This window comes from Streptomyces sp. NBC_01635 (assembly GCF_045209715.1).
GTDB classification, from domain to species: Bacteria; Actinomycetota; Actinomycetes; order Streptomycetales; family Streptomycetaceae; genus Streptomyces; species Streptomyces hirsutus.
Genome location: NZ_CP109277.1, coordinates 5,949,046 through 5,965,905 on the forward strand (window position 1 = coordinate 5,949,046; position 16,860 = coordinate 5,965,905).

The 16,860-nt window shown below is 72.5% G+C and carries 18 protein-coding genes and 1 pseudogene; 9 read left to right on the top strand and 10 right to left on the bottom strand.

Annotation, left to right across the window (positions count from 1 at the left end):
- Positions 1-27 precede the first annotated feature (27 nt).
- Both OHB56_RS27755 and OHB56_RS27760 read right to left on the bottom strand, forming a co-directional pair.
- Positions 28-783 carry a DUF6585 family protein gene (locus OHB56_RS27755; protein WP_326754590.1) on the bottom strand — a complete coding sequence of 252 codons (756 nt, stop codon included), beginning with the start codon at positions 781-783 and terminating at the stop codon, positions 28-30.
- Between the two features lie 236 nt (positions 784-1,019).
- Positions 1,020-1,123, bottom strand: a pseudogene (locus tag OHB56_RS27760) (DUF397 domain-containing protein); the annotation flags it as partial.
- Positions 1,124-1,311: 188 nt separating this feature from the next.
- Between OHB56_RS27760 and OHB56_RS27765 the strand changes: the two are divergent.
- Positions 1,312-1,560: a hypothetical protein gene (locus tag OHB56_RS27765; protein ID WP_326757302.1), complete on the top strand. Its 249-nt coding sequence runs from the start codon at positions 1,312-1,314 to the stop codon at positions 1,558-1,560.
- 81 nt (positions 1,561-1,641) lie between these two features.
- Here OHB56_RS27765 and OHB56_RS27770 read toward each other — a convergent pair whose 3' ends face one another.
- Both OHB56_RS27770 and OHB56_RS27775 read right to left on the bottom strand, forming a co-directional pair.
- A complete protein-coding gene (locus tag OHB56_RS27770; RefSeq protein ID WP_406356290.1) occupies positions 1,642-2,322 on the bottom strand; it encodes a response regulator in 681 nt (226 codons plus the stop codon).
- Complete coding sequence (locus tag OHB56_RS27775) at positions 2,319-4,787, bottom strand: histidine kinase (protein WP_326754592.1); 2,469 nt, start codon at positions 4,785-4,787, stop codon at positions 2,319-2,321. Before OHB56_RS27775 ends, OHB56_RS27770 begins: the two co-directional genes overlap by 4 nt.
- Before the next feature lie 394 nt (positions 4,788-5,181).
- On the opposite strand from OHB56_RS27775, the gene OHB56_RS27780 reads away from it, so the two are divergent.
- Together OHB56_RS27780 and OHB56_RS27785 are read left to right on the top strand one after the other, a co-directional pair.
- Positions 5,182-5,508: an SCO4225 family membrane protein gene (locus OHB56_RS27780; RefSeq protein WP_326754593.1), complete on the top strand. Its 327-nt coding sequence runs from the start codon at positions 5,182-5,184 to the stop codon at positions 5,506-5,508.
- 17 nt (positions 5,509-5,525) lie between these two features.
- Entirely contained in the window at positions 5,526-5,711 is a 186-nt protein-coding gene (locus tag OHB56_RS27785; RefSeq protein ID WP_406356293.1) for a hypothetical protein, read from the top strand.
- A gap of 119 nt (positions 5,712-5,830) precedes the next feature.
- Here the strand turns inward: OHB56_RS27785 and OHB56_RS27790 are convergent, their stop codons facing one another.
- The 3 genes from OHB56_RS27790 to OHB56_RS27800 form a co-directional block, all read right to left on the bottom strand.
- A complete protein-coding gene (locus OHB56_RS27790) occupies positions 5,831-7,021 on the bottom strand; it encodes an SPFH domain-containing protein (RefSeq protein ID WP_364739939.1) in 1,191 nt (396 codons plus the stop codon).
- Positions 7,022-7,082: 61 nt separating this feature from the next.
- Positions 7,083-7,253, bottom strand: a complete 171-nt coding sequence (locus OHB56_RS27795) for a hypothetical protein (RefSeq protein ID WP_406356296.1) — start codon at positions 7,251-7,253, stop codon at positions 7,083-7,085.
- Positions 7,254-7,462: 209 nt separating this feature from the next.
- Positions 7,463-7,705: a hypothetical protein gene (locus tag OHB56_RS27800; protein WP_055629929.1), complete on the bottom strand. Its 243-nt coding sequence runs from the start codon at positions 7,703-7,705 to the stop codon at positions 7,463-7,465.
- A 195-nt stretch (positions 7,706-7,900) separates the two neighbouring features.
- Here OHB56_RS27800 and mshB point away from each other — a divergent pair, with 195 nt between their 5' ends.
- The 5 genes from mshB to OHB56_RS27825 all read left to right on the top strand — a co-directional run bounded on the left by mshB (position 7,901) and on the right by OHB56_RS27825 (position 13,892).
- Positions 7,901-8,845 carry an N-acetyl-1-D-myo-inositol-2-amino-2-deoxy-alpha-D-glucopyranoside deacetylase gene (gene mshB / locus OHB56_RS27805; RefSeq protein WP_406356298.1) on the top strand — a complete coding sequence of 315 codons (945 nt, stop codon included), beginning with the start codon at positions 7,901-7,903 and terminating at the stop codon, positions 8,843-8,845.
- A complete protein-coding gene (locus OHB56_RS27810; RefSeq protein ID WP_326754598.1) occupies positions 8,842-9,270 on the top strand; it encodes a DUF6113 family protein in 429 nt (142 codons plus the stop codon). Before mshB ends, OHB56_RS27810 begins: the two co-directional genes overlap by 4 nt.
- Positions 9,271-9,466: 196 nt before the next feature.
- Positions 9,467-11,848 (top strand): hypothetical protein, encoded by a 2,382-nt coding sequence (locus OHB56_RS27815; RefSeq protein ID WP_406356300.1) that lies wholly within the window; start codon positions 9,467-9,469, stop codon positions 11,846-11,848.
- Positions 11,849-11,952: 104 nt separating this feature from the next.
- Positions 11,953-13,278, top strand: coding sequence for a sensor histidine kinase (locus tag OHB56_RS27820; RefSeq protein WP_406356302.1), 1,326 nt, complete (start codon positions 11,953-11,955; stop codon positions 13,276-13,278).
- A complete protein-coding gene (locus OHB56_RS27825; RefSeq protein ID WP_326754601.1) occupies positions 13,275-13,892 on the top strand; it encodes a response regulator transcription factor in 618 nt (205 codons plus the stop codon). The genes OHB56_RS27820 and OHB56_RS27825 overlap by 4 nt, the downstream gene beginning before the upstream one ends.
- Positions 13,893-14,011: 119 nt before the next feature.
- On the opposite strand, the gene OHB56_RS27830 is transcribed toward OHB56_RS27825, so the two are convergent.
- Together OHB56_RS27830 and OHB56_RS27835 are read right to left on the bottom strand one after the other, a co-directional pair.
- A complete protein-coding gene (locus OHB56_RS27830; protein WP_326754602.1) occupies positions 14,012-14,449 on the bottom strand; it encodes a hypothetical protein in 438 nt (145 codons plus the stop codon).
- A gap of 63 nt (positions 14,450-14,512) precedes the next feature.
- Positions 14,513-14,956, bottom strand: a complete 444-nt coding sequence (locus tag OHB56_RS27835) for a PLDc N-terminal domain-containing protein (RefSeq protein WP_406356305.1) — start codon at positions 14,954-14,956, stop codon at positions 14,513-14,515.
- Between the two features lie 156 nt (positions 14,957-15,112).
- Here OHB56_RS27835 and OHB56_RS27840 point away from each other — a divergent pair, with 156 nt between their 5' ends.
- A complete protein-coding gene (locus tag OHB56_RS27840; protein WP_406356307.1) occupies positions 15,113-16,522 on the top strand; it encodes a DUF2252 domain-containing protein in 1,410 nt (469 codons plus the stop codon).
- A gap of 86 nt (positions 16,523-16,608) precedes the next feature.
- On the opposite strand, the gene OHB56_RS27845 is transcribed toward OHB56_RS27840, so the two are convergent.
- Positions 16,609-16,806 (bottom strand): hypothetical protein, encoded by a 198-nt coding sequence (locus tag OHB56_RS27845; protein WP_055597428.1) that lies wholly within the window; start codon positions 16,804-16,806, stop codon positions 16,609-16,611.
- Positions 16,807-16,860: the final 54 nt, after the last annotated feature.

A 16,860-nucleotide genomic window follows, 5' to 3' on the forward strand; every position in this document is an offset into this window, starting at 1 on the left:
CCCGGGCGCTGCCCGTATTCCGGCGGGTCAGGCGTCCTGGCGCGGGCCGCCGTATCGGAGCCGCTCGACGAGGGTGAGGAAGAGGAAGAGGTTCGGGATCTCCTTGACCGGCATCCTTGCCCAGAACAGTTTCTTGCCGTGCTTGCGCAGCACCAGCGTTCCTTGAGCGATCTCGACCTTCTCGATCTCCGGCCAGGTCAGGCTGCCCTTTGCCGTGGCCACACCGTGCAGGTTCACCGAGAGGCCCCCGTAGGCCAGGGTCTGGCCCTGCTCCAGCCCGGCGAGCAGTCTGGGCAGTTGCGCCCGGGTGATCTCCTCCTGGAACGCCGGGCCCCAGCGCTCCGGCTGGGCGTAGAAGTCGGTCACCTTGAGCGTCGTACCGTGCTCGCGGTAGAGCGTGTAGACGTAGGTGGTGCCGACGTAGATGCCGTTCGCGTACCGCTCGGTGATCTCCTGGAGCACCGTCATCGAGTCCCAGCGGAAGACGGAGACCTCGCCGTTCTTTCCGACCTCGGCCAGGCCGTGCTCGAAAAGGTGCAGCCGGCGGGCAGCCTGCTTGCGCGAGAGGTTGGGCGTTTTGAAGGCGAGCCAGAGGAAGTAGGCGCCCAGGGGAGGAATGACCAGGGAGACGGTTCCCATGAACAGGAGGCCGACCATCCGCACCGTGCCGATGCGCTTCGGCGGGAACGTCTCCCGCAGTCGGCCAAGGCCTTCGGTGCCCGGGGGCGCCGCCTCAGGGGCTGTCGTCTGCCCGGGGACCTGCTGGGCGGTGGGTCCTGTCATGAGCCGCGCTCCTCGCCGTAGTGATCAGAGATTCGGCGATCATTCTGCGGTCGGAGCCGACGCCTGCACACGTCGGGGCCTATCGACGGATACCGGAACCGGCGGGTGGGCGACGGCCGTGTGCAGAACTCCCGGACAAAGCCCGACATCACGTGGCTGAAGGGCCCCGCCCTCGCTGGTTCCCTGAGCAGTGAGGTGGACGTACCGGAGGCCGAGGTCGAGCAGGAGCCGCCGGGTCAGCCCCTGACCGCGTACGGGACGAAGTCGGCCCACGCGGCGGGGGCGAAGCTCAGGCGGGGCGCGCGACGTCCTTCGAGTCGCGGACGTGGACGGTATCGGGGGCGGGGTGGGCGGAACGCGGGAAAAGCAAGAGCCCAAGCCGCTCCCCGCCGTACCAAACCCCGCGTACCCCGGTTCCGCGCGTGGGTGCCAGTGGCTCACGCGGGCGGCTGCCGGCGCAGGACGCGGGCGAGCCAGTCGGTGCGGGTACGGCGGGCTGTGGCAGAGATGTGCGCCTGCGGGTAGGACGTGCTGATCGATCTGTTGAACAGCGAGAACTCCACCGTTCGCCAATGGGCGGCCGAATCCTTGGCAGACCTGGAGATCCAGCGTGCCGTGCCGGGACTTCAGCGAGCCTATGAAGCCTTTCGGCAGCGAGGTGAAGCCCCCGACGGCAGCGAAGGAGTGGCACTTCGTGGTGCACTGAGCGATCTCGATGCCCGTGATGTGGTGGTCCCGCCCCGAGCTGTTGCGCAGGGCTTCGGCGTGGTCGGGTGACGTCCGGTTTGTGATCGAGCGAGGCCGAGAAGGGCGAGGGGGCGGCGGTGGTCGCGGGCGTTGTGGCGGAGTGCCGAGCGGTCAGAGATGGAGGCCGGGTGGGTTCGGGCGGGCGAGGCCGAGATCGTAGGCGAGGATCGTCGCCTGGACGCGGTCCCGCAGGCCGAGCTTTTGCAGCAGCGCGTTGACGTGGGACTTCACGGTGCCGACGGTGATGTCGAGCCGCTCGGCGATCTCCCCGTTGGTGAGGCCGGAGGCGATCAGGGTGAGGACGGTGCGCTGGCTGCCGGTCAGGCTGTCCAGCCCGGGGGAGCTGCCTGCCGGGACCGCGGGGCCCCGTCCGGACGCGTAGTGGCCGATGAGGCGGCGGGTCGCGGACGGCGCGAGGACGCTCTCCCCCGTCGCCACCATCCGGATTCCCTGGAGCAGTTCGGCGGGGTGGACGTCCTTGAGGAGGAAGCCCGACGCGCCGGCGCGCAGCGCGTCGAAGACGTAGACGTCGAGGTCGAAGGTGGTCAGGACCAGGACCTTGGGCGCGTCCTCGCGGCCGGTGATGATGCGGGTGGCGGCGATGCCGTCCAGTTCGGGCATGCGGACGTCCATGACGACCACGTCGGGCGACAGTTCCTCCGCGAGCCGTACCGCGGCGGCGCCGTCGGCGGCCTCACCGACGACCGTCATGTCCTCCTCGGCATCGATCACGGCGGCGAATCCCGCCCGCACGATGCCCTGGTCGTCGACGACCAGCACGTCGAGGCTCATCGTTGTCCCTCCTCGATGTCCGGCGCGCCCGCGAGGGGCAGCCGGATCTGTACGGTGCCCCGGGGGCCGGTGGTCAGCGTGCCGCCGAGTGCGGTCACCCGAGTGGCCAGCCGCTCGTCGGCGGCCGTGTCCGCGGTGTCGGGCACTCCGGTGGCGGTGAGCGTCAACGTATCCGCGTCCGCGTCCAGTTCGACGACGGCGGGTTCGTCCCCGCCGATGGCCAGAACCGTCTCGGCGGCGTGGTAGGCGGCCAGGTCGACGGCGGTGGGAAGACGTGCCGGTACGCGGCCGGTCAGCCGTATCTCCACGTCCCGGCCGGTCGCCCGGCACTGGTGGGCGAGCAGGTCGAGCGCCTGCAGGGTGGGCTGGGGCCGCAGGGCGGGCTCCGCCTCCCCGTCGCGGACCGCGTCGAGCAGGGCGCGCATCGCGGCCAGGGCCTCGCGGGCGCGGTCGGCGGTCGCGTCGAGGCGGCCCGCCTCCGCCTCCGCGACCATGTCGGCGGTGCGGGAGAGGACGGTGGTCTCCAGTCCGGCGGCGATCCTGCGACGCTCGGCCCACGCGTCCCGGACGGCCTCCTCGGTCCATGTGACGAGCCGGTCCTGGTGGGCGCCCCGGGCGGCCCGCTCGCGCCGGCCGCGCCGGCTCCCGGCCCAGCGGCTCGCGCCGGCCACCAGAGCCGTCGCGGCCGTCGTCCCGGCGACGACCGCCACGACGGGAAGTGTGGTGCCCCGGTCCAGGACCGCCGCCGTGGCGGCCCCCGCGTGCACGGCCACGGCGGCGACCGGGAGAAGCAGGCGCCTCACCGGCCAGGTGGCGGGCGAAGTCAGGCGCGAGCGGGTGCCGGTGCCCACGGCCGACGGACCGGCGGTGTCCGCTGCCCGCGCGTGCGGGGGGCGGATCTCGACGAACCGGTCGCGCAGCCGCTCGACGACCCGCGCGTCCGTGTGCGGGGGGCGGGCTCCGGCGCGGGACGGGGCGGCAGCCCTCCGGGCGGCGTCCGCCGCGAGCGCCGCGCAGGTGGCCGGCAGGCTCAGCGCGAGAGGGAACAGCACCGGGCCGGTGTAGTGGCCCACGGACATCGCCACCGGCCAGAGCGGCACCAGGGCGAGCAGGGCACCCCGGGCCGCGCGGGGCGACCGGCGCAGCCACAGCAGGGCGACCGCCTGGGCCACGGCGAGCGGCCCGAAGAACACGCCCGCGGACACCGGATCACCGGGCTCCGGCACCTCCCCCCGGTGGAGCACCAGCATCGGCAGCGTCGGCTGGACGACCAGGCCGAACGCGGCCGTCAGTTGCGCCAGGCGGTAACCGCGCGGGACGGAACGTTCCACCGGGGCTCCGGTCCGGCCCGGCAGAGCCGCGCGCACCTCCCAACCGCCCTCCGCCGTGGGGCCGGTGACGAGGGTGCCGCCCGCCTCACGGGCCCGCGACCGCAAGAAGCCCTGGCCGCGTCCGCCGCCGAGTCCCGCGCCGTGCGCCGCCGCACCGGCCGGCGGTGCCGAGCTGGTGACCGCGACGTCGGTGCCGGTGTCGCCGTACCGGACGCGCACCGTCGTCCGCGCGCCGGGGGCGTGCCGCGCCACGTTGGTCAGCGCCTCGCGCACGATGCCGTACGCCGCGTCCGCGACGGCGCCGTCCGGCAGCGGGTCGATCTCACAGTCGACCCGCTGGTCCAGGCGCCGGAAGCCCGCGACCAGATCCTGCAGCCGCTCCTCCGGTGAGGGAACGTCCTCGCGGGAGGGCGCCGGGGCCCGTACGGCACTGAGCGCGCGGGTGACCTCGCGACCGGTGCCAACGGCGAAGTCCAGTGCCTCCTCCACGAGTTCGGGGCGGCGGTCGCGCAGCCCGAGCGCAGCTCCCGCCGTGACGACCACGGCGGTCAGATGGTGAGCGCTGACGTCGTGCAGCTCCCGTTCCATGCGCCGCCGTTCGACCGCCGGCAGGCGGTGGCGCTCGGCCTCCGTACGCTGCCGCAACCGCTCGGCGGCGCGGCGCGCACGGCGGGCCCGGCGTACGCGGACACCGGCGCCGCACGCGGCGGCGTACAGCAGCACCGTCAGGGCGAGGTGGAGGCCGTCGCGGCTGCTGATCCCGTGCAGGCTGACGTTGTACAGCGGCTGCCAGACGGCGAGCGCCAGGACGCACAGCACCGCGGTGAAGGCGTCCCGCCGGGCCGCCACCGTGAACAGGGCCAGCCCCACCCCGGCCGTGCCGAGCACCGCCGTCGCCCCGGCGGGCAGCGGGCCGGCGCCCAGCGCGCAAGCGGCGACGACCACGAGGAGGGCGACCACCGGACGGTTGCGGCGCAGGACGAGCGCGGCCGTCACCACCACGGCGACGAGCACCGCCACCAGGAGGGCGCCCGCGGACGGGACCGCCCCGCGCACCAGCGCCGCCCCCGGCCACACCAGGGCCTGGGCACAGATCAGCAGGACCGGGAGAAACCGGTCGTCGGTTCGCTTCATGAGACGCCAAGGCTATGACCGCGGACGAGGGGCCCGGCTCCCGCTGAAGGCGGATTCCCGTCTCTTACCTGGGTTGCAGATGCTCTGCCCGCGGTTCTATCCGCCGGTCATCCCACAGGGCGACGACCGCGCCGTGTGCCCGGACCTAGGCTCGATCACATCGAGAAGACGGCCGACCACCGCCTCCCCGAGAACGTCCCACCAGCGCCTTCGCCGCGTTCAGCGGTCCTTGCTCGCCGTACACGCCGTACCCGGGTGAGCGGGCGCGTCCGATTCTCCACCACACGCGATTCCAGGGGGATTTCCCATGTCCAAGCGCATTGTTCCCGCCCCGCCCGCCCGAACCCGCCCGGCACCCGTCTCCGACCGCTCGACCCACTCCAGGAGTGCACCCATGCCCGGTACCGTCCTGGACTCCCGCCCGTCCCTCCTGCGCCGGCTGCGCGACCGCGTCGGCCTCGCCGCGCTCGCCTACCTCGGGCTCTGCGCGGCCGTGCTCGTGTGGGCGGTGGTGGCGATCGCGACCGACGACTCCGGCGAGGCGATGGCGCTCATCTTCCCGCTCCTCATCACGGCCCCCGGGAGCCTCGTCGTCTTTGTACTGCCGGAACACGGTTCGATGTTCTTCGCCTCGCTCGTCTTCGGGGCCGCGGTCAACGCCGCGATCATCAGCTGGTGCACCAGCGTCCTGCGCGGGGGGCGCCCGGACCCGGAGTCCTGACGCCGCTCCCGGGTGCGATGGCGGGCGGTCGCCCGAATCCGGAGATCACGCAACGGCGCAACAAGATCGCGCACGATGCCGACCTGGTCGACGGCGACCTGAAACAGCGCCGCCCCATCGACGAGGCGGCGGTGACGGACGCCATCGACTGGATCGAACGGATCGCCCCGGCGATCGCCCACGTGCTCGACGACGAGGCGTGACGGCTCTTGGCGCAAGGGCGGCCCGCCCCTGCCGGTGTACGGCAGGGGCGGGCACGTGTCGTGCGTGATCGAAGTCTCCCGGCCGCGGCCCGTGAACGGGTCCGGCCACAGGACTGCCGCTACGGGGTCCGGCCGGGAATCCGCAGGCTGCTCTTTCCGTTGACGGCGGGATTCTTCGTGTTCTGGAGCGCGTCGAGAATGGCCAGGCCCTGGCCCACCACGCCCGCGGCCAGCTGATTGACGCCCTCGGTGCCGTTGAGGACGGTGAGGCTGGCGCCCGACATACCGCGGGCGGCCGCGTCGGCGAGGGCCGGCAGGTTCTCCACCACACGGTTGGCGGCGATCAGTTCCTGGTTGCCGTCGCGCAGCGAGAGGGCGCGGGCGGTGTTCGCGTCGGCCTGGGCCTGCGCGAGGGTGCGCTCGGTGTAGGCGTTGCCGTCCGCCTCGAACTTGGCCCTGTCCCGTGCTGCTTCGGCCAGGGTGCGCTGTCGGTACGCCTCGGCGTCCGCCGGGCGCCTGACCTCCCCTTCGAGGCGCTGGGCCGCCAGGTCGGCCTGGCGCTGGGCGAGCGCGGTCTGTTCCTCGATGACCTCGTGGGACGCCCTGGCCTGAGCGAGCGGGCCGGCCTGGGCGGCGCGGGCGTTGGACTGCTCGGTCTCGGCGAGGAACCCGGCCCGCTTGATCGCGGTGTCCCGTTCGTACTCCGCCTTGAGGGCGGCCGCCTGCTGTTCGCGTTCGGTCGCCTCCTGGTCGGCCTTGGCCTGGGCGATACGCGCCTGGCTGGCGACCGCGGCGGCGTGCGGAGCGGCGAGGTTGTTGATGTACCCGGTGGCGTCCTCGATCTCCTGGATCTGGAGCGCGTCGACGACGATGCCGAGTTTCTCCATCTCGCTGTGACTGCCCGCCATCACTTCCTGGGCGACCCGGTTGCGTTCCCGGATGATCTGTTCGACGGTCAGTCCGCCGACGATGGACCTGAGGTGTCCGGCGAAGATCCGGCCGACGAGCTCCTCCATCCGTTCCTGTTCGGAGAGGAAGCGGCGGGCCGCGTTGGCGATCGAGACCGCGTCGTCACCGACCTTGAACACGCAGACCGCGCGCACGCTCAGCCGGATGCCCTGCTGGGTGACGCAGTCCTCCGCGATCTCCGCTTCCCGCAGTGCCAGGGACAGCATGCGGGCCTTCTGCTTCACCGGCAGTACGAAACTGCCGTGACCTGTGACGATACGGAACTGCGTCGCCTGCGCCTGCCGTTTCGTACCGGATATGAGCATGGCCTCATTGGGCGCGGGGACCTGCCAGAACAGCATGAGAGAACTCCCGTCGGGCAGCGGGACGCAACGCACTTTTTCCAGCCCTTTGCAGGACCGTTCAGGGCGGCAGCGGCTCGACGATCACCGAGCGCGCCGAAAGGGAGTCGACGACGAGGACCCGTGCGTCTCGTGCGAGGGGGGTGTGGGTGCGCGACCACGCCGCGTAGGTCTCCGAGCCCCCGCGCACGGCCACCAAGACCTCACCCGGTCCGTCCGGAGGAATCCCCACGGTGATTCTTCCGATCGCTCCGACCGGACTCTGGGAGGACTCGTCAGTGCTGGGCATGGGCCCTCTCGCCGGGCATACGTCTCATGATCACAGGCGATCACCTCCGGCCCTGTCGTCGATCGGGAGCGGCCACGACACACGAGCCGACGGCGACGATTCTCTCGATGTCTTCACGGTACTCCCGCCCCCTGCCGGGCGGGAGCATGGCGTCAGTACCCGCCACCGGTCTGCTGGGCCTTGCCGGTGACGCTGTTGCCGGACGTGTCGAGTACGTACCAGGCGGCACCGAAAGCGGTGGAGCCCTGACCGTTCGTGTCACCGGCCTTTGTGTCGCCCTCGAAGTAGTACAGGGGATGCCCGTTGTACGTGATCTGCTTCTCGCCGCCGCTCCGGCCGGTGGTCCCCAGCAGATCCGCCTTCGCGCCCTTTCCGGCGGCCGGCGTGCCGGTCACGGTAAAGGCCACATGCTCCGGGTGCCCCGTGGGTTCGCCTTCTCCGCGCCTGCCGGCCCCGCGCCAGGTGCGGCTCCCTCCCTTCCCACGGCTTCCTCCGGCGGAGGGAGGGAGCCACCGACCCGGACCACGAGGCCGGGTGACGGACGCTCCGGGTGCGGGCGAGGAGGACCCGGCGCCTCATAGGGTGGAACCATGACGGAACAGCCCTCCCCCAGTCCCCAGCCGGGGGAACCTCCATCCCCCGCCGCCCGGCGGCTGCTGCTGGTGCACGCCCACCCGGACGACGAGTCCATCAACAACGGCGCCACCATGGCCCGCTACGCCGCCGAGGGCGCCCACGTGACCCTGGTCACCTGCACGCTCGGTGAGCGCGGCGAGGTCATCCCGCCCGGACTGGCCCACCTGAGCGGCGCCGCCCTCGGGCAGCACCGGATGGGTGAACTGGCCGAGGCGATGCGCGCCCTCGGCGTCGACGACTTCCGGCTGCTCGGCGGCGCCGGGCGCTACAGCGACTCCGGGATGATGGGTCTGCCCGACAACGACGACCCCGGCTGCTTCTGGCAGGCCGACGTCGATCAGGCCGCCGGTCTGCTCGCCCAGGTGATCCTCGAGGTCCGGCCCCAGGTGCTCGTCACGTACGACGACGACGGCGGCTATGGGCACCCCGACCACATCCAGGCGCACCGCGTCGCCATGCGGGCCGTCGAGCTCGCCGCCCGGGACGGGTGGGACCTGCCCAAGGTCTACTGGAACCGGGTGCCCCGTTCCGTCGCCGAGGCCGCCTTCGCGCGACTGGACGACGACCTTCCCGCGCTGCCGTTCGACAAGGCGGGCGAGATCGGTGACGTCCCCGGAGTCGTCGACGACGCCCTGGTCACCACCGAGATCGACGGCACCGCGTACGCCGCCGCCAAGGCCGCCGCGATGCGCGCCCACGCCACCCAGATCACCGTGGCCGAGCCGTACGCGCCCTACTTCGTGCTCTCCAACGAACTCGCGCAACCGCTGTTCACGACCGAGTACTACGAGTTGGTGCGCGGTGCGCGGACCCCCGGCGGCCGGGAGAGCGACCTCTTCGCCGGGACCGGGACCGGGACCGGCAGCGGCACCACGGCCGGCACCGGGGAGGCGTCATGAGCGGCCGGACGAGCGGGAACGCGCCGGTGTCAGCGCTGGCTCAGCCGCTGCGGCTGCCCTCCGGCGGGCGGATCGCCGCCTGCGCGGGGCTGTTCCTGCTCGGAGTCGTGGTGGGGGTGGCCGGGGCGCTCGTGCAGCCCGCCTGGTTCCCGGGCGGACTGCTGCTCGCCCTCGCCGCCGAGGCCGGCCTCTGCCTGGGCGGGGCGCTCGCGCTGCGCAGCCGTGCCGGGGCCGCGTCGGCCGGCGGCGGCTGGGTCATCGTCGTCCTCCTGCTCACCGTCAGCCGTCCGGAAGGCGACTTCCTGTTCGCCGCGGGAGCCGGCTCGTACCTCTTCCTGCTCGGCGGCATCGCCGTCGCTGTGATGTGTGCCACCCTCGCGCCGGGGCGGCAACCGCAGGGCGATCCTGTCCGACTTGGGAAGTGACGTACCACTTCGCCGCGGTGCGCGCGTGCGGTTCCGGCGGGGGTTTCCGCCACGGTCCGGCAATACGGGCCGGATGCGGCCAGTATGGTGGTGCGCGCGCCGCTGAGCCTCCCCGAACTCTCGGCTCCGGTCGAGTTGGGGGAGACCCCCACCGTGAGGTCGTGACGGGCGGCGGAGCCAACCGGGAGAACCTGCCTTGAGTCGTGAAACTGACACTCCGTCCACTGGGCCCAACGGGCACGGCGGAGCCGCATACCCGTCGGGCACCCCGCCCTACGGCATTCCGGCGGTTCCGGGTGAGGCGGCGGCCACGGGCCGACCCGCCGCGCGGCCGGACGAACAGCGCCCGGGCGACCAGCGGTCGGGCGGCCCACGTTCGGACGAACGCAAGACCGAGACCACGCTGACGACCAGAATCCGGATCAACATCCCCGGTTCTCGGCCCATTCCGCCGGTCGTCGTGCGCAAGACCGTCAAGGACGGCGAGAGCACGGGCGCCGGCGACACCCAGGGCGCGGCCCCGGGTGGGGCCAAGGACCGGCCCTCGGCGCCCGCACCGGGTGCCCCCAGGGCTCTGGGCGCCGGCAGCGGCGCCGCTTCCGGCCCGGGTTCCGGCCCCCGTGCCGTCGAGCCCTCCACCGCGACCGCCACCGGCGCCGCGGGTGGCCCGCGGCCCGCCCCGCAGCAGTCGGTCCCGCAGCAGGCGGCCCCGGCGGAGAAGCCGGCCAGCGACTGGTTCGCGCCGCGCAAGTCCGGTGCGGGCAAAAGCGGTACGGGCGGCGGCTCCGGCAACGGAGCGGGCCCGGCGGGCACTTCGGGTCCTGCGGGCGGCGCTTCGGGAACTTCCGGTGCGCCCGGCCCGTCCGGCTCGCCCGGTGCTTCCGGTGGCGGCGCGCGTCCGGGCGGACGTCCGGCCGGTGTGTCCGGCGGTATGAGCGTGACGGGCGGCGGCTCCCGGCCCGGCGGCTCCGGTGGTCCCGGTGGCACGAACGGTTCCGCACCCGGCGGCAACGGCTCCGGGCTCTCCGGCGCCACCGGTGGGCCGGTCGCGCCCGGACACGGCGGCGGCACCGGTTCCTTCGACGTGACCGAGGCACTCGCCGCCGGCCCGCTCGGCAGCGGCGGTACGCGTCCGGGCACGGGCCCGGGTGCGGGCGGGAACGGGGGCGGCGAACCGCGCCTCGACGACCTGCCGTTCTTCACCGACGACGACCTCGAAGCACGGAACGGCCAGGCGAGGTACCCCGGTCAGTCCGGCCCCTCCGGCCAGTCGCCGTACGGCGACCAGGGCGGGCCCGGTGGTCCTGCCCGTCCCGGGGCCGGCCGCCCCACGGCCGGGCCGGTCACCGGTGGGCCCGGCCCGCGCGGCCCCCGCGGCGGTCCCCACCCCGGCGGCGGACTGGGCGACGACACCGCGAGCCTCACCCCGCAGTTCCCCACCCCCGAATCCGGCGCCCCGGGCTACGGAGCCCGCCACGACAACCTCTCCGGACACGCCGTCACCAGCGGCATCCCGGTCGTACCGGCGAGCGCCTCCTTCGACGCGGATTTCCCGGTCGGCGGCCCCGGCACGCACACGCCGCCCAGGCTGCCCGGACCGGTCACCCCGCCGCCGGCGGCCTCCTCGAAGGCGCCGAAGAAGAAGGGCCGCAGCAAGCTGCCCCTGCTCGGCGGCGCCGTGATCCTGCTCGCCGGTGGCGTCTACGGCGCCGGCCTGCTGATGAACCACTCCGACGTGCCCAAGGGCACCACCGTGCTCGGCGTCGACATCGGCGGCGGCACCCGCGACGAGGCCGTGAAGACGCTCGACAAGGCGCTCGCCGGCCGGCTGAACAAGCCGCTCAAGCTGGCCGTCGGCGACAAGACCGTCGAACTGGAGCCGGACAAGGCCGGACTCCAGCTCGACACCGACGCCACCATCGGCACGGCGGCCCGCAGCGACTACAACCCGGTCTCCGTCATCGGCTCCCTCTTCGGCAACAGCCGGGTCGTCGACCCCGTCATCCCCGTCGACGAGGAGAAGCTGAACGCCGCCCTGGCGGCCGCGGGCGGCGGCTCCGGCAACGACGGCACGATCACGTTCAAGTCCGGCAAGGCCGTCGCCGTCTACGGCAAGCCCGGCGCGGGCATCGACGTCGACAAGTCGACCGAGGCGGTCGAGGAGGCCTACCGGACCCAGGTGGAGACCGGCTCCTCGCCCACGGTGACGGTGCCGACCACCACTCAGGAACCCACGATCTCCAAGGCCGAGGTCGACCGGATGATGAAGGAGTTCGCCGAGCCGGCGATGTCGGCCAACGTGACGGTGCAGACCGACGCGGAGCACTCGGTGCCGATGAGCCCGCAGAACTCGCTGTGGAAGTTCCTCAGGGTGGAGGCTGTCAACGGCAAGCTGGTCGACAAGCCCGACCTGAAGGCCCTGGAGGAGCTCTACGGCCAGGCATTCGACGGTGTGCTCATCACCCGGGGCAACGGCGAGAAGACACCGGTCACCCCCCAGGACGTCTACGGCGCCCTCCGCCAGGCGCTGACCAGCACGACCGACCGGGTCGCGGTCATCGAGACGAACCCGAGCTGAACCGGGACCGACCTGTCGTCCGGACCCCCGCATGACGGATGTCATGCGGGGGTCCGGACGACAGGCACTGCCCTTCGGGCCCCGTGCGAGTCACGATGGTCGCCATGAGCGCAGCGACGAAAACCGCCTGTGACCCCGTCGTCCCGGTCGACGACGGGGGAGGCGTCGGCCTGGGGAAGCGCCCGGAGAACGTCGGACAACGGGTGATCAAGTTCCTGTGGACCGGCATCTGGCTGGTCTATCTGAGCGCGCCCGTCGTCGACCTGCTCGACGGCGGCCACAGCACGGGCGCACGGATCCTCGGCTGGGCCGGGCTGCTCGTCTTCGTCGCCTGGTATCTGCTGCTGGTCTTCCGCACCGGCCGCGAGGACCACCACGGCCCGGTCCTCGGCTCGCTCGCCGCCCTCGCCGTCCTGTCCTCCGCCCTCGCCCTGAGCCTGGGCCGGGAGTGGCTGGTGCTGTTCGTGTACGTGGCGATCGCCTCCGGCGCCGCCCTGCCGATGCGGTCGGCCGTCCGGACGATCCCGGCGGCGTCGGCGCTGATGGCGGCGCTCGCCTTCGTGGTGCCGGACGGGAGGGAATTCGTGGGCGCGCTGCTCGTCCCGGCACTCCTCGGCGCCTTCGCCATGACCGGCGTACGCGAACTCGTGCGGACCACCATCGCGTTGCGCGAGGCCCGCGCCACCGTCGCGCTGCTCGCCGCCGACGAGGAACGGCTGCGCCTCGCCCGCGACCTGCACGATCTGCTCGGGCATTCGCTGTCCCTGATCACGCTGAAGAGCGAACTGGCCGGCCGCATGCTGCCCGACCACCCCGATCGGGCGGCCCGGCAGGTCGCCGACATCGAACAGGTCAGCCGCCAGGCGATGTCCGACGTACGGGAGGCCGTCACCGGCTACCGTCGTCCCCGGCTGAACGCCGAGATCGCCGGCGCCCGGGTCGCCCTGGCCGCCGCCGGCATCCACGCCGAACTCCCCGCCGGACCGCCCGTGGACCGCGACCTCGCCGAGGTCACTGAGGAACACGAGTCCGCCCTGGCCTGGACGCTGCGCGAGGCGGTCACCAACGTCGTACGGCACAGCGGCGCCCGGCGCTGCACCGTCGAGCTGCTGCACCGCCGGTCGCCGGACGGGCCGGTGCTGGAACTGTCCGTCGAGGACAACGGAGGCCGAGTCCTCGACAGCGACAGCGACAGTGGCGGAGTCGGGCACGGCAACGGTCTGAACGGTCTGACCGAGCGACTGCGCCAGGTCGGCGGCACGCTGGAGGCGGGCCGGACGAGGCACGGCTTCCGGCTGGTCGCCCGGGTGCCGGCCGAAGCACCGGCCGAAGCACCGGCCGAAGCACCGGCGGACGCGACGGCGGGCAGCCCGGCGGGTACTCAGGGCGCCCCGGCGGGTGCTTCGGCGGACAGGGAACCTTCGGCATGAGCGACCGCACGATCAGGATCCTCCTCGCGGAGGACCAGTCGATGGTCCGCGAAGCCCTCGCCGCGCTGCTGGGCCTGGAGGACGACATCGAGGTCGTCGCCCAAGTGGCGCGCGGCGACGAGGTGCTGGACGCGGCCCGCGCCCACGACGTCGACGTGGCGCTGCTGGACATCGAGATGCCCGGCGCCACCGGCATCGAGGCGGCGGCCGCCCTGCACCGTGAACTGCCCGGCGTGAAGCTGGTCGTCCTCACCACCTTCGGCCGCCCCGGCTATCTGCGGGGCGCCATGGAAGCCGGTGCCGACGCCTTCCTGGTCAAGGACGCCCCCGCCGCCCGACTCGCCGCCGCGGTCCGCACGGTGCTGACGGGGGAGCGGGTCATCGACCCCGCCCTCGCCGCCGCGGCCCTCGCCGACGGCGCCAACCCCCTCACCGACCGCGAACGCGAGGTCCTGCGCGCCGCCGCCGACGGCTCCACCAACGCGGAACTGGCCCGCACCCTGCACCTCTCCCAGGGCACCGTCCGCAACTACCTCTCCATCGCCATCCAGAAACTGGCCGTCCGCAACCGCACGGAAGCGGCCCGCGTGGCCCGGGAGAAGGGCTGGCTTTAGCACGGCAGCACGGCAGCACGGCAGCACGGCAGCACGGCAGCACGGCAGCGGCGGCCCGGCCTGGGGCCGCCGCTGCCGTGCTCCGTTCGTTCGAGAGTCAGGGCGTCAGGGCGTCCGGCTCAGATGTCCCCGCGCCGCACCGTGCACAGCGCCCAGATCATGACGCCGGAGAGGGCGATCATCACGACCGACCAGACCGGGGCGTACGGCAGGGACATGAAGTTGGCGATCATGATGAGCCCGCCGATCGCCACACCGGCCACCCGTGCCCACGTACTGGCCTGGAACAGCCCCACGCTGATGAGCACGGCCAGCGCGCCCAGGATCAGGTGGATCCAGCCCCAGGACGTGAGGTCGAACTTGAAGACGTAGTTCTGCGTGGTCACGAAGACGTCGTCCTGGGCGATCCCGGAGATGCCCCGGACGATGTTCAGGATTCCGGCGAGCATCAGCATGACGCCGCCGAAGACGGTCAGCCCGCCGGCCCACTCGCGTTTGGCGGAGGATGTGTGCGTACGTGCCTGGGACTGTGCGTGATGGGCGTGAGCCGTAGCCATTTCACCGCCCCTTTCATGTGTCGTACGGATTGCTCGTACTGGTTCGGCCTGCGGTGCGTGCGGTCAGCGGGTGTGCCCCGTGCCGTGGCCGCTCAGCACCAGTTCCTTGGCCCGGTCGAACTCCTCGTCGGTGAGGTCGCCGCGCGAGCGGATCTCGGACAGCCGGTGCAGTTCGTCGGCGGTGCCGGCCTGTCCGCCGTGGCCCGTCGCGGTCTCCCTGATGTAGCTGTCGAACGCCTCCTGCCGCGCACGGGCCTGCGCGATCTCCCGCTTGCCCATGTTCCGGCCGCGTGCCACGACGTAGATGAACACGCCGAGGAACGGCAGCACGATGACGAAGACCAGCCACCCGGTCTTGGCCCAACCGCTCAGCTCGTCGTCCCGGAAGAGGTCGGCGATGACCCGGAACAGCAGTACGAACCACATGACCCACAGGAACAGCAGCAGCATCGTCCAGAAGGCTCCGAGCAGGGGGTAGTCGTACGCGAGGTAGGTCGCAGAGCTCATGGCTCTCCTTCGTCAGGCGTCCGGCGAGAGTGACGCGTGCCTTACCAGGCTGCCCCGGCCGCGTCCGTGCGGCCTCACCCCTGACGGGTGATCCCGGACGGGCCGGGCCACGGTGAGCTGGAGAGCGGACGTACGCCGAAGCCAGGAGGGCGGACCATGACCGCACCGAGCGCCGTCGCTGCGGCCCTCTCACCGGCCGAGCGGGTCGACCGGGGCCGGACGGCCCGCACCCGCGTGCCCCGCTCGGCGCACGGCCTGTTCGACCCCGGCCCCGACCGCTTCGATCCGGTCGACGTGCTCGCGCGCCAGTCGGCCACGCGGGTGCCCGAACTGGTCCCGATCCGGTACGGGCGCATGCTGGAATCGCCGTTCCGGTTCTACCGGGGTGCCGCCGCGATCATGGCCGCAGACCTGGCGACACTCCCGCACACCGGACTCGAGGTGCAGCTGTGCGGCGACGCCCACCTGCTGAACTTCCGGCTGCTGGCCTCGCCGGAACGGCACCTTGTTTTCGACATCAACGACTTCGACGAGACCTTCCCCGGCCCCTTCGAATGGGACGTCAAACGCCTTGCCGCCAGTCTGGTCATCGCGGGCCGCGCCAACGGCTTCTCGACGCGGCAGCAGAACAAGGCGGTCACCACCTGCGTCCAGGCGTACCGCGCACGGATGCACGGCTTCGCCGGCATGCGCACCCTGGACATCTGGTACGCCCAGGACGACGTCGAACGGATGCGTGAACTCCTCGACTCCTCCCTGGGCCCGTCCGTCTTGCACCGCACCGACCGGGCCGCCGCGAAGGCCCGCACCCACACCTATCTCCAGGCCATCGACCGGCTCACCCGGGTCACCCCCGAGGGCCGGCGGATCACTCCGGACCCGCCCCTGATCACCCCCCTGCGGGACCTGCTGGCCGACGCGCCCGACCGCGGCGAGGAAACCGAACTGCGCACCATCGTCGAGAGCTACACGGACACCCTCTCCTCCGAACGCCGGCACCTCCTGCACCGCTACCGGCCCGCGGACACGGCCCGCAAGGTGGTCGGCGTCGGCAGCGTCGGCACCCGCTGCTGGATCCTGCTCCTGCTCGGCCGCGACGACGACGACCCGCTGCTGCTCCAGGCCAAGGAAGCGCAGGAATCGGTGCTCGCGCCGTACACGGACGGCGAACGCTTTGACAACCAGGGCCACCGCGTGGTGACCGGCCAGCGCCTGATCCAGACGTCCAGCGACATCTTCCTCGGCTGGACCCACGTCCTGGGCCTGGACGGCAGGGAACGGGACTTCTACGTACGCCAGCTCCGGGACTGGAAGGGCATCGCCCGCCCGGAGACCATGGACCCCCGCATGCTCGCCCTCTTCGGCGGCTTGTGCGGAGGCAGCCTCGCCCGCGCCCACGCCCGCTCCGGCGATCCCGTCGCGATCTCCGCCTATCTGGGCAGCGGCGACCGTTTCGACCGCGCCCTCCCCGGCTTCGCCCAGGCCTACGCCGACCGCAACGAACGGGACTTCAAGAAGCTCGGGGCCGCCGTACGCTCGGGACGGCTCACCGCGGAGAGCCTCTGAGGACGTCCTCTGACGTCCTCAGAGGCACGCAGACCGCTCACCGGCGGGCCGGGCCGACGTGCCGGGCGTTCCCCGTGCGCCGGGTGTCACCTGGGGGTCGGGCGCATCTCGACCACACGCAGGCCCAGCGAACGCAGGCGGGCCAGCAGCCCGTACAGATGCGCCTCGTCGACGACATGACCGAACAGCACGGTCTGACCCCACATCACGACATGGTCCAGTTCGGGGAAGGTCTTGGTCAGCGCCTCCGACATGTGTCCGTCGACGCGGATCTCGTAGTGCATGCGGCCCTCCTCCCCTCCCACGGCTCGGGCGCAGGCGGCAAACCGCCCCTGCCC

What these genes read in the sequence shown, in the direction of transcription:
- OHB56_RS27785 (WP_406356293.1), top strand. Translation starts at nt 5,526, where the DNA reads ATGGCGGGCGGTCGCCCGAATCCGGAGATCACGCAACGGCGCAACAAG.
- OHB56_RS27835 (WP_406356305.1), bottom strand. Translation starts at nt 14,956, where the DNA reads ATGAGCTCTGCGACCTACCTCGCGTACGACTACCCCCTGCTCGGAGCC.
- OHB56_RS27780 (WP_326754593.1), top strand. Translation starts at nt 5,182, where the DNA reads ATGCCCGGTACCGTCCTGGACTCCCGCCCGTCCCTCCTGCGCCGGCTG.
- OHB56_RS27755 (WP_326754590.1), bottom strand. Translation starts at nt 783, where the DNA reads ATGACAGGACCCACCGCCCAGCAGGTCCCCGGGCAGACGACAGCCCCT.
- OHB56_RS27840 (WP_406356307.1), top strand. Translation starts at nt 15,113, where the DNA reads ATGACCGCACCGAGCGCCGTCGCTGCGGCCCTCTCACCGGCCGAGCGG.
- OHB56_RS27790 (WP_364739939.1), bottom strand. Translation starts at nt 7,021, where the DNA reads ATGCTGTTCTGGCAGGTCCCCGCGCCCAATGAGGCCATGCTCATATCC.
- OHB56_RS27775 (WP_326754592.1), bottom strand. Translation starts at nt 4,787, where the DNA reads ATGAAGCGAACCGACGACCGGTTTCTCCCGGTCCTGCTGATCTGTGCC.
- OHB56_RS27820 (WP_406356302.1), top strand. Translation starts at nt 11,953, where the DNA reads ATGAGCGCAGCGACGAAAACCGCCTGTGACCCCGTCGTCCCGGTCGAC.
- OHB56_RS27830 (WP_326754602.1), bottom strand. Translation starts at nt 14,449, where the DNA reads ATGGCTACGGCTCACGCCCATCACGCACAGTCCCAGGCACGTACGCAC.
- OHB56_RS27845 (WP_055597428.1), bottom strand. Translation starts at nt 16,806, where the DNA reads ATGCACTACGAGATCCGCGTCGACGGACACATGTCGGAGGCGCTGACC.
- OHB56_RS27825 (WP_326754601.1), top strand. Translation starts at nt 13,275, where the DNA reads ATGAGCGACCGCACGATCAGGATCCTCCTCGCGGAGGACCAGTCGATG.
- mshB (WP_406356298.1), top strand. Translation starts at nt 7,901, where the DNA reads ATGACGGAACAGCCCTCCCCCAGTCCCCAGCCGGGGGAACCTCCATCC.
- OHB56_RS27770 (WP_406356290.1), bottom strand. Translation starts at nt 2,322, where the DNA reads ATGAGCCTCGACGTGCTGGTCGTCGACGACCAGGGCATCGTGCGGGCG.
- OHB56_RS27810 (WP_326754598.1), top strand. Translation starts at nt 8,842, where the DNA reads ATGAGCGGCCGGACGAGCGGGAACGCGCCGGTGTCAGCGCTGGCTCAG.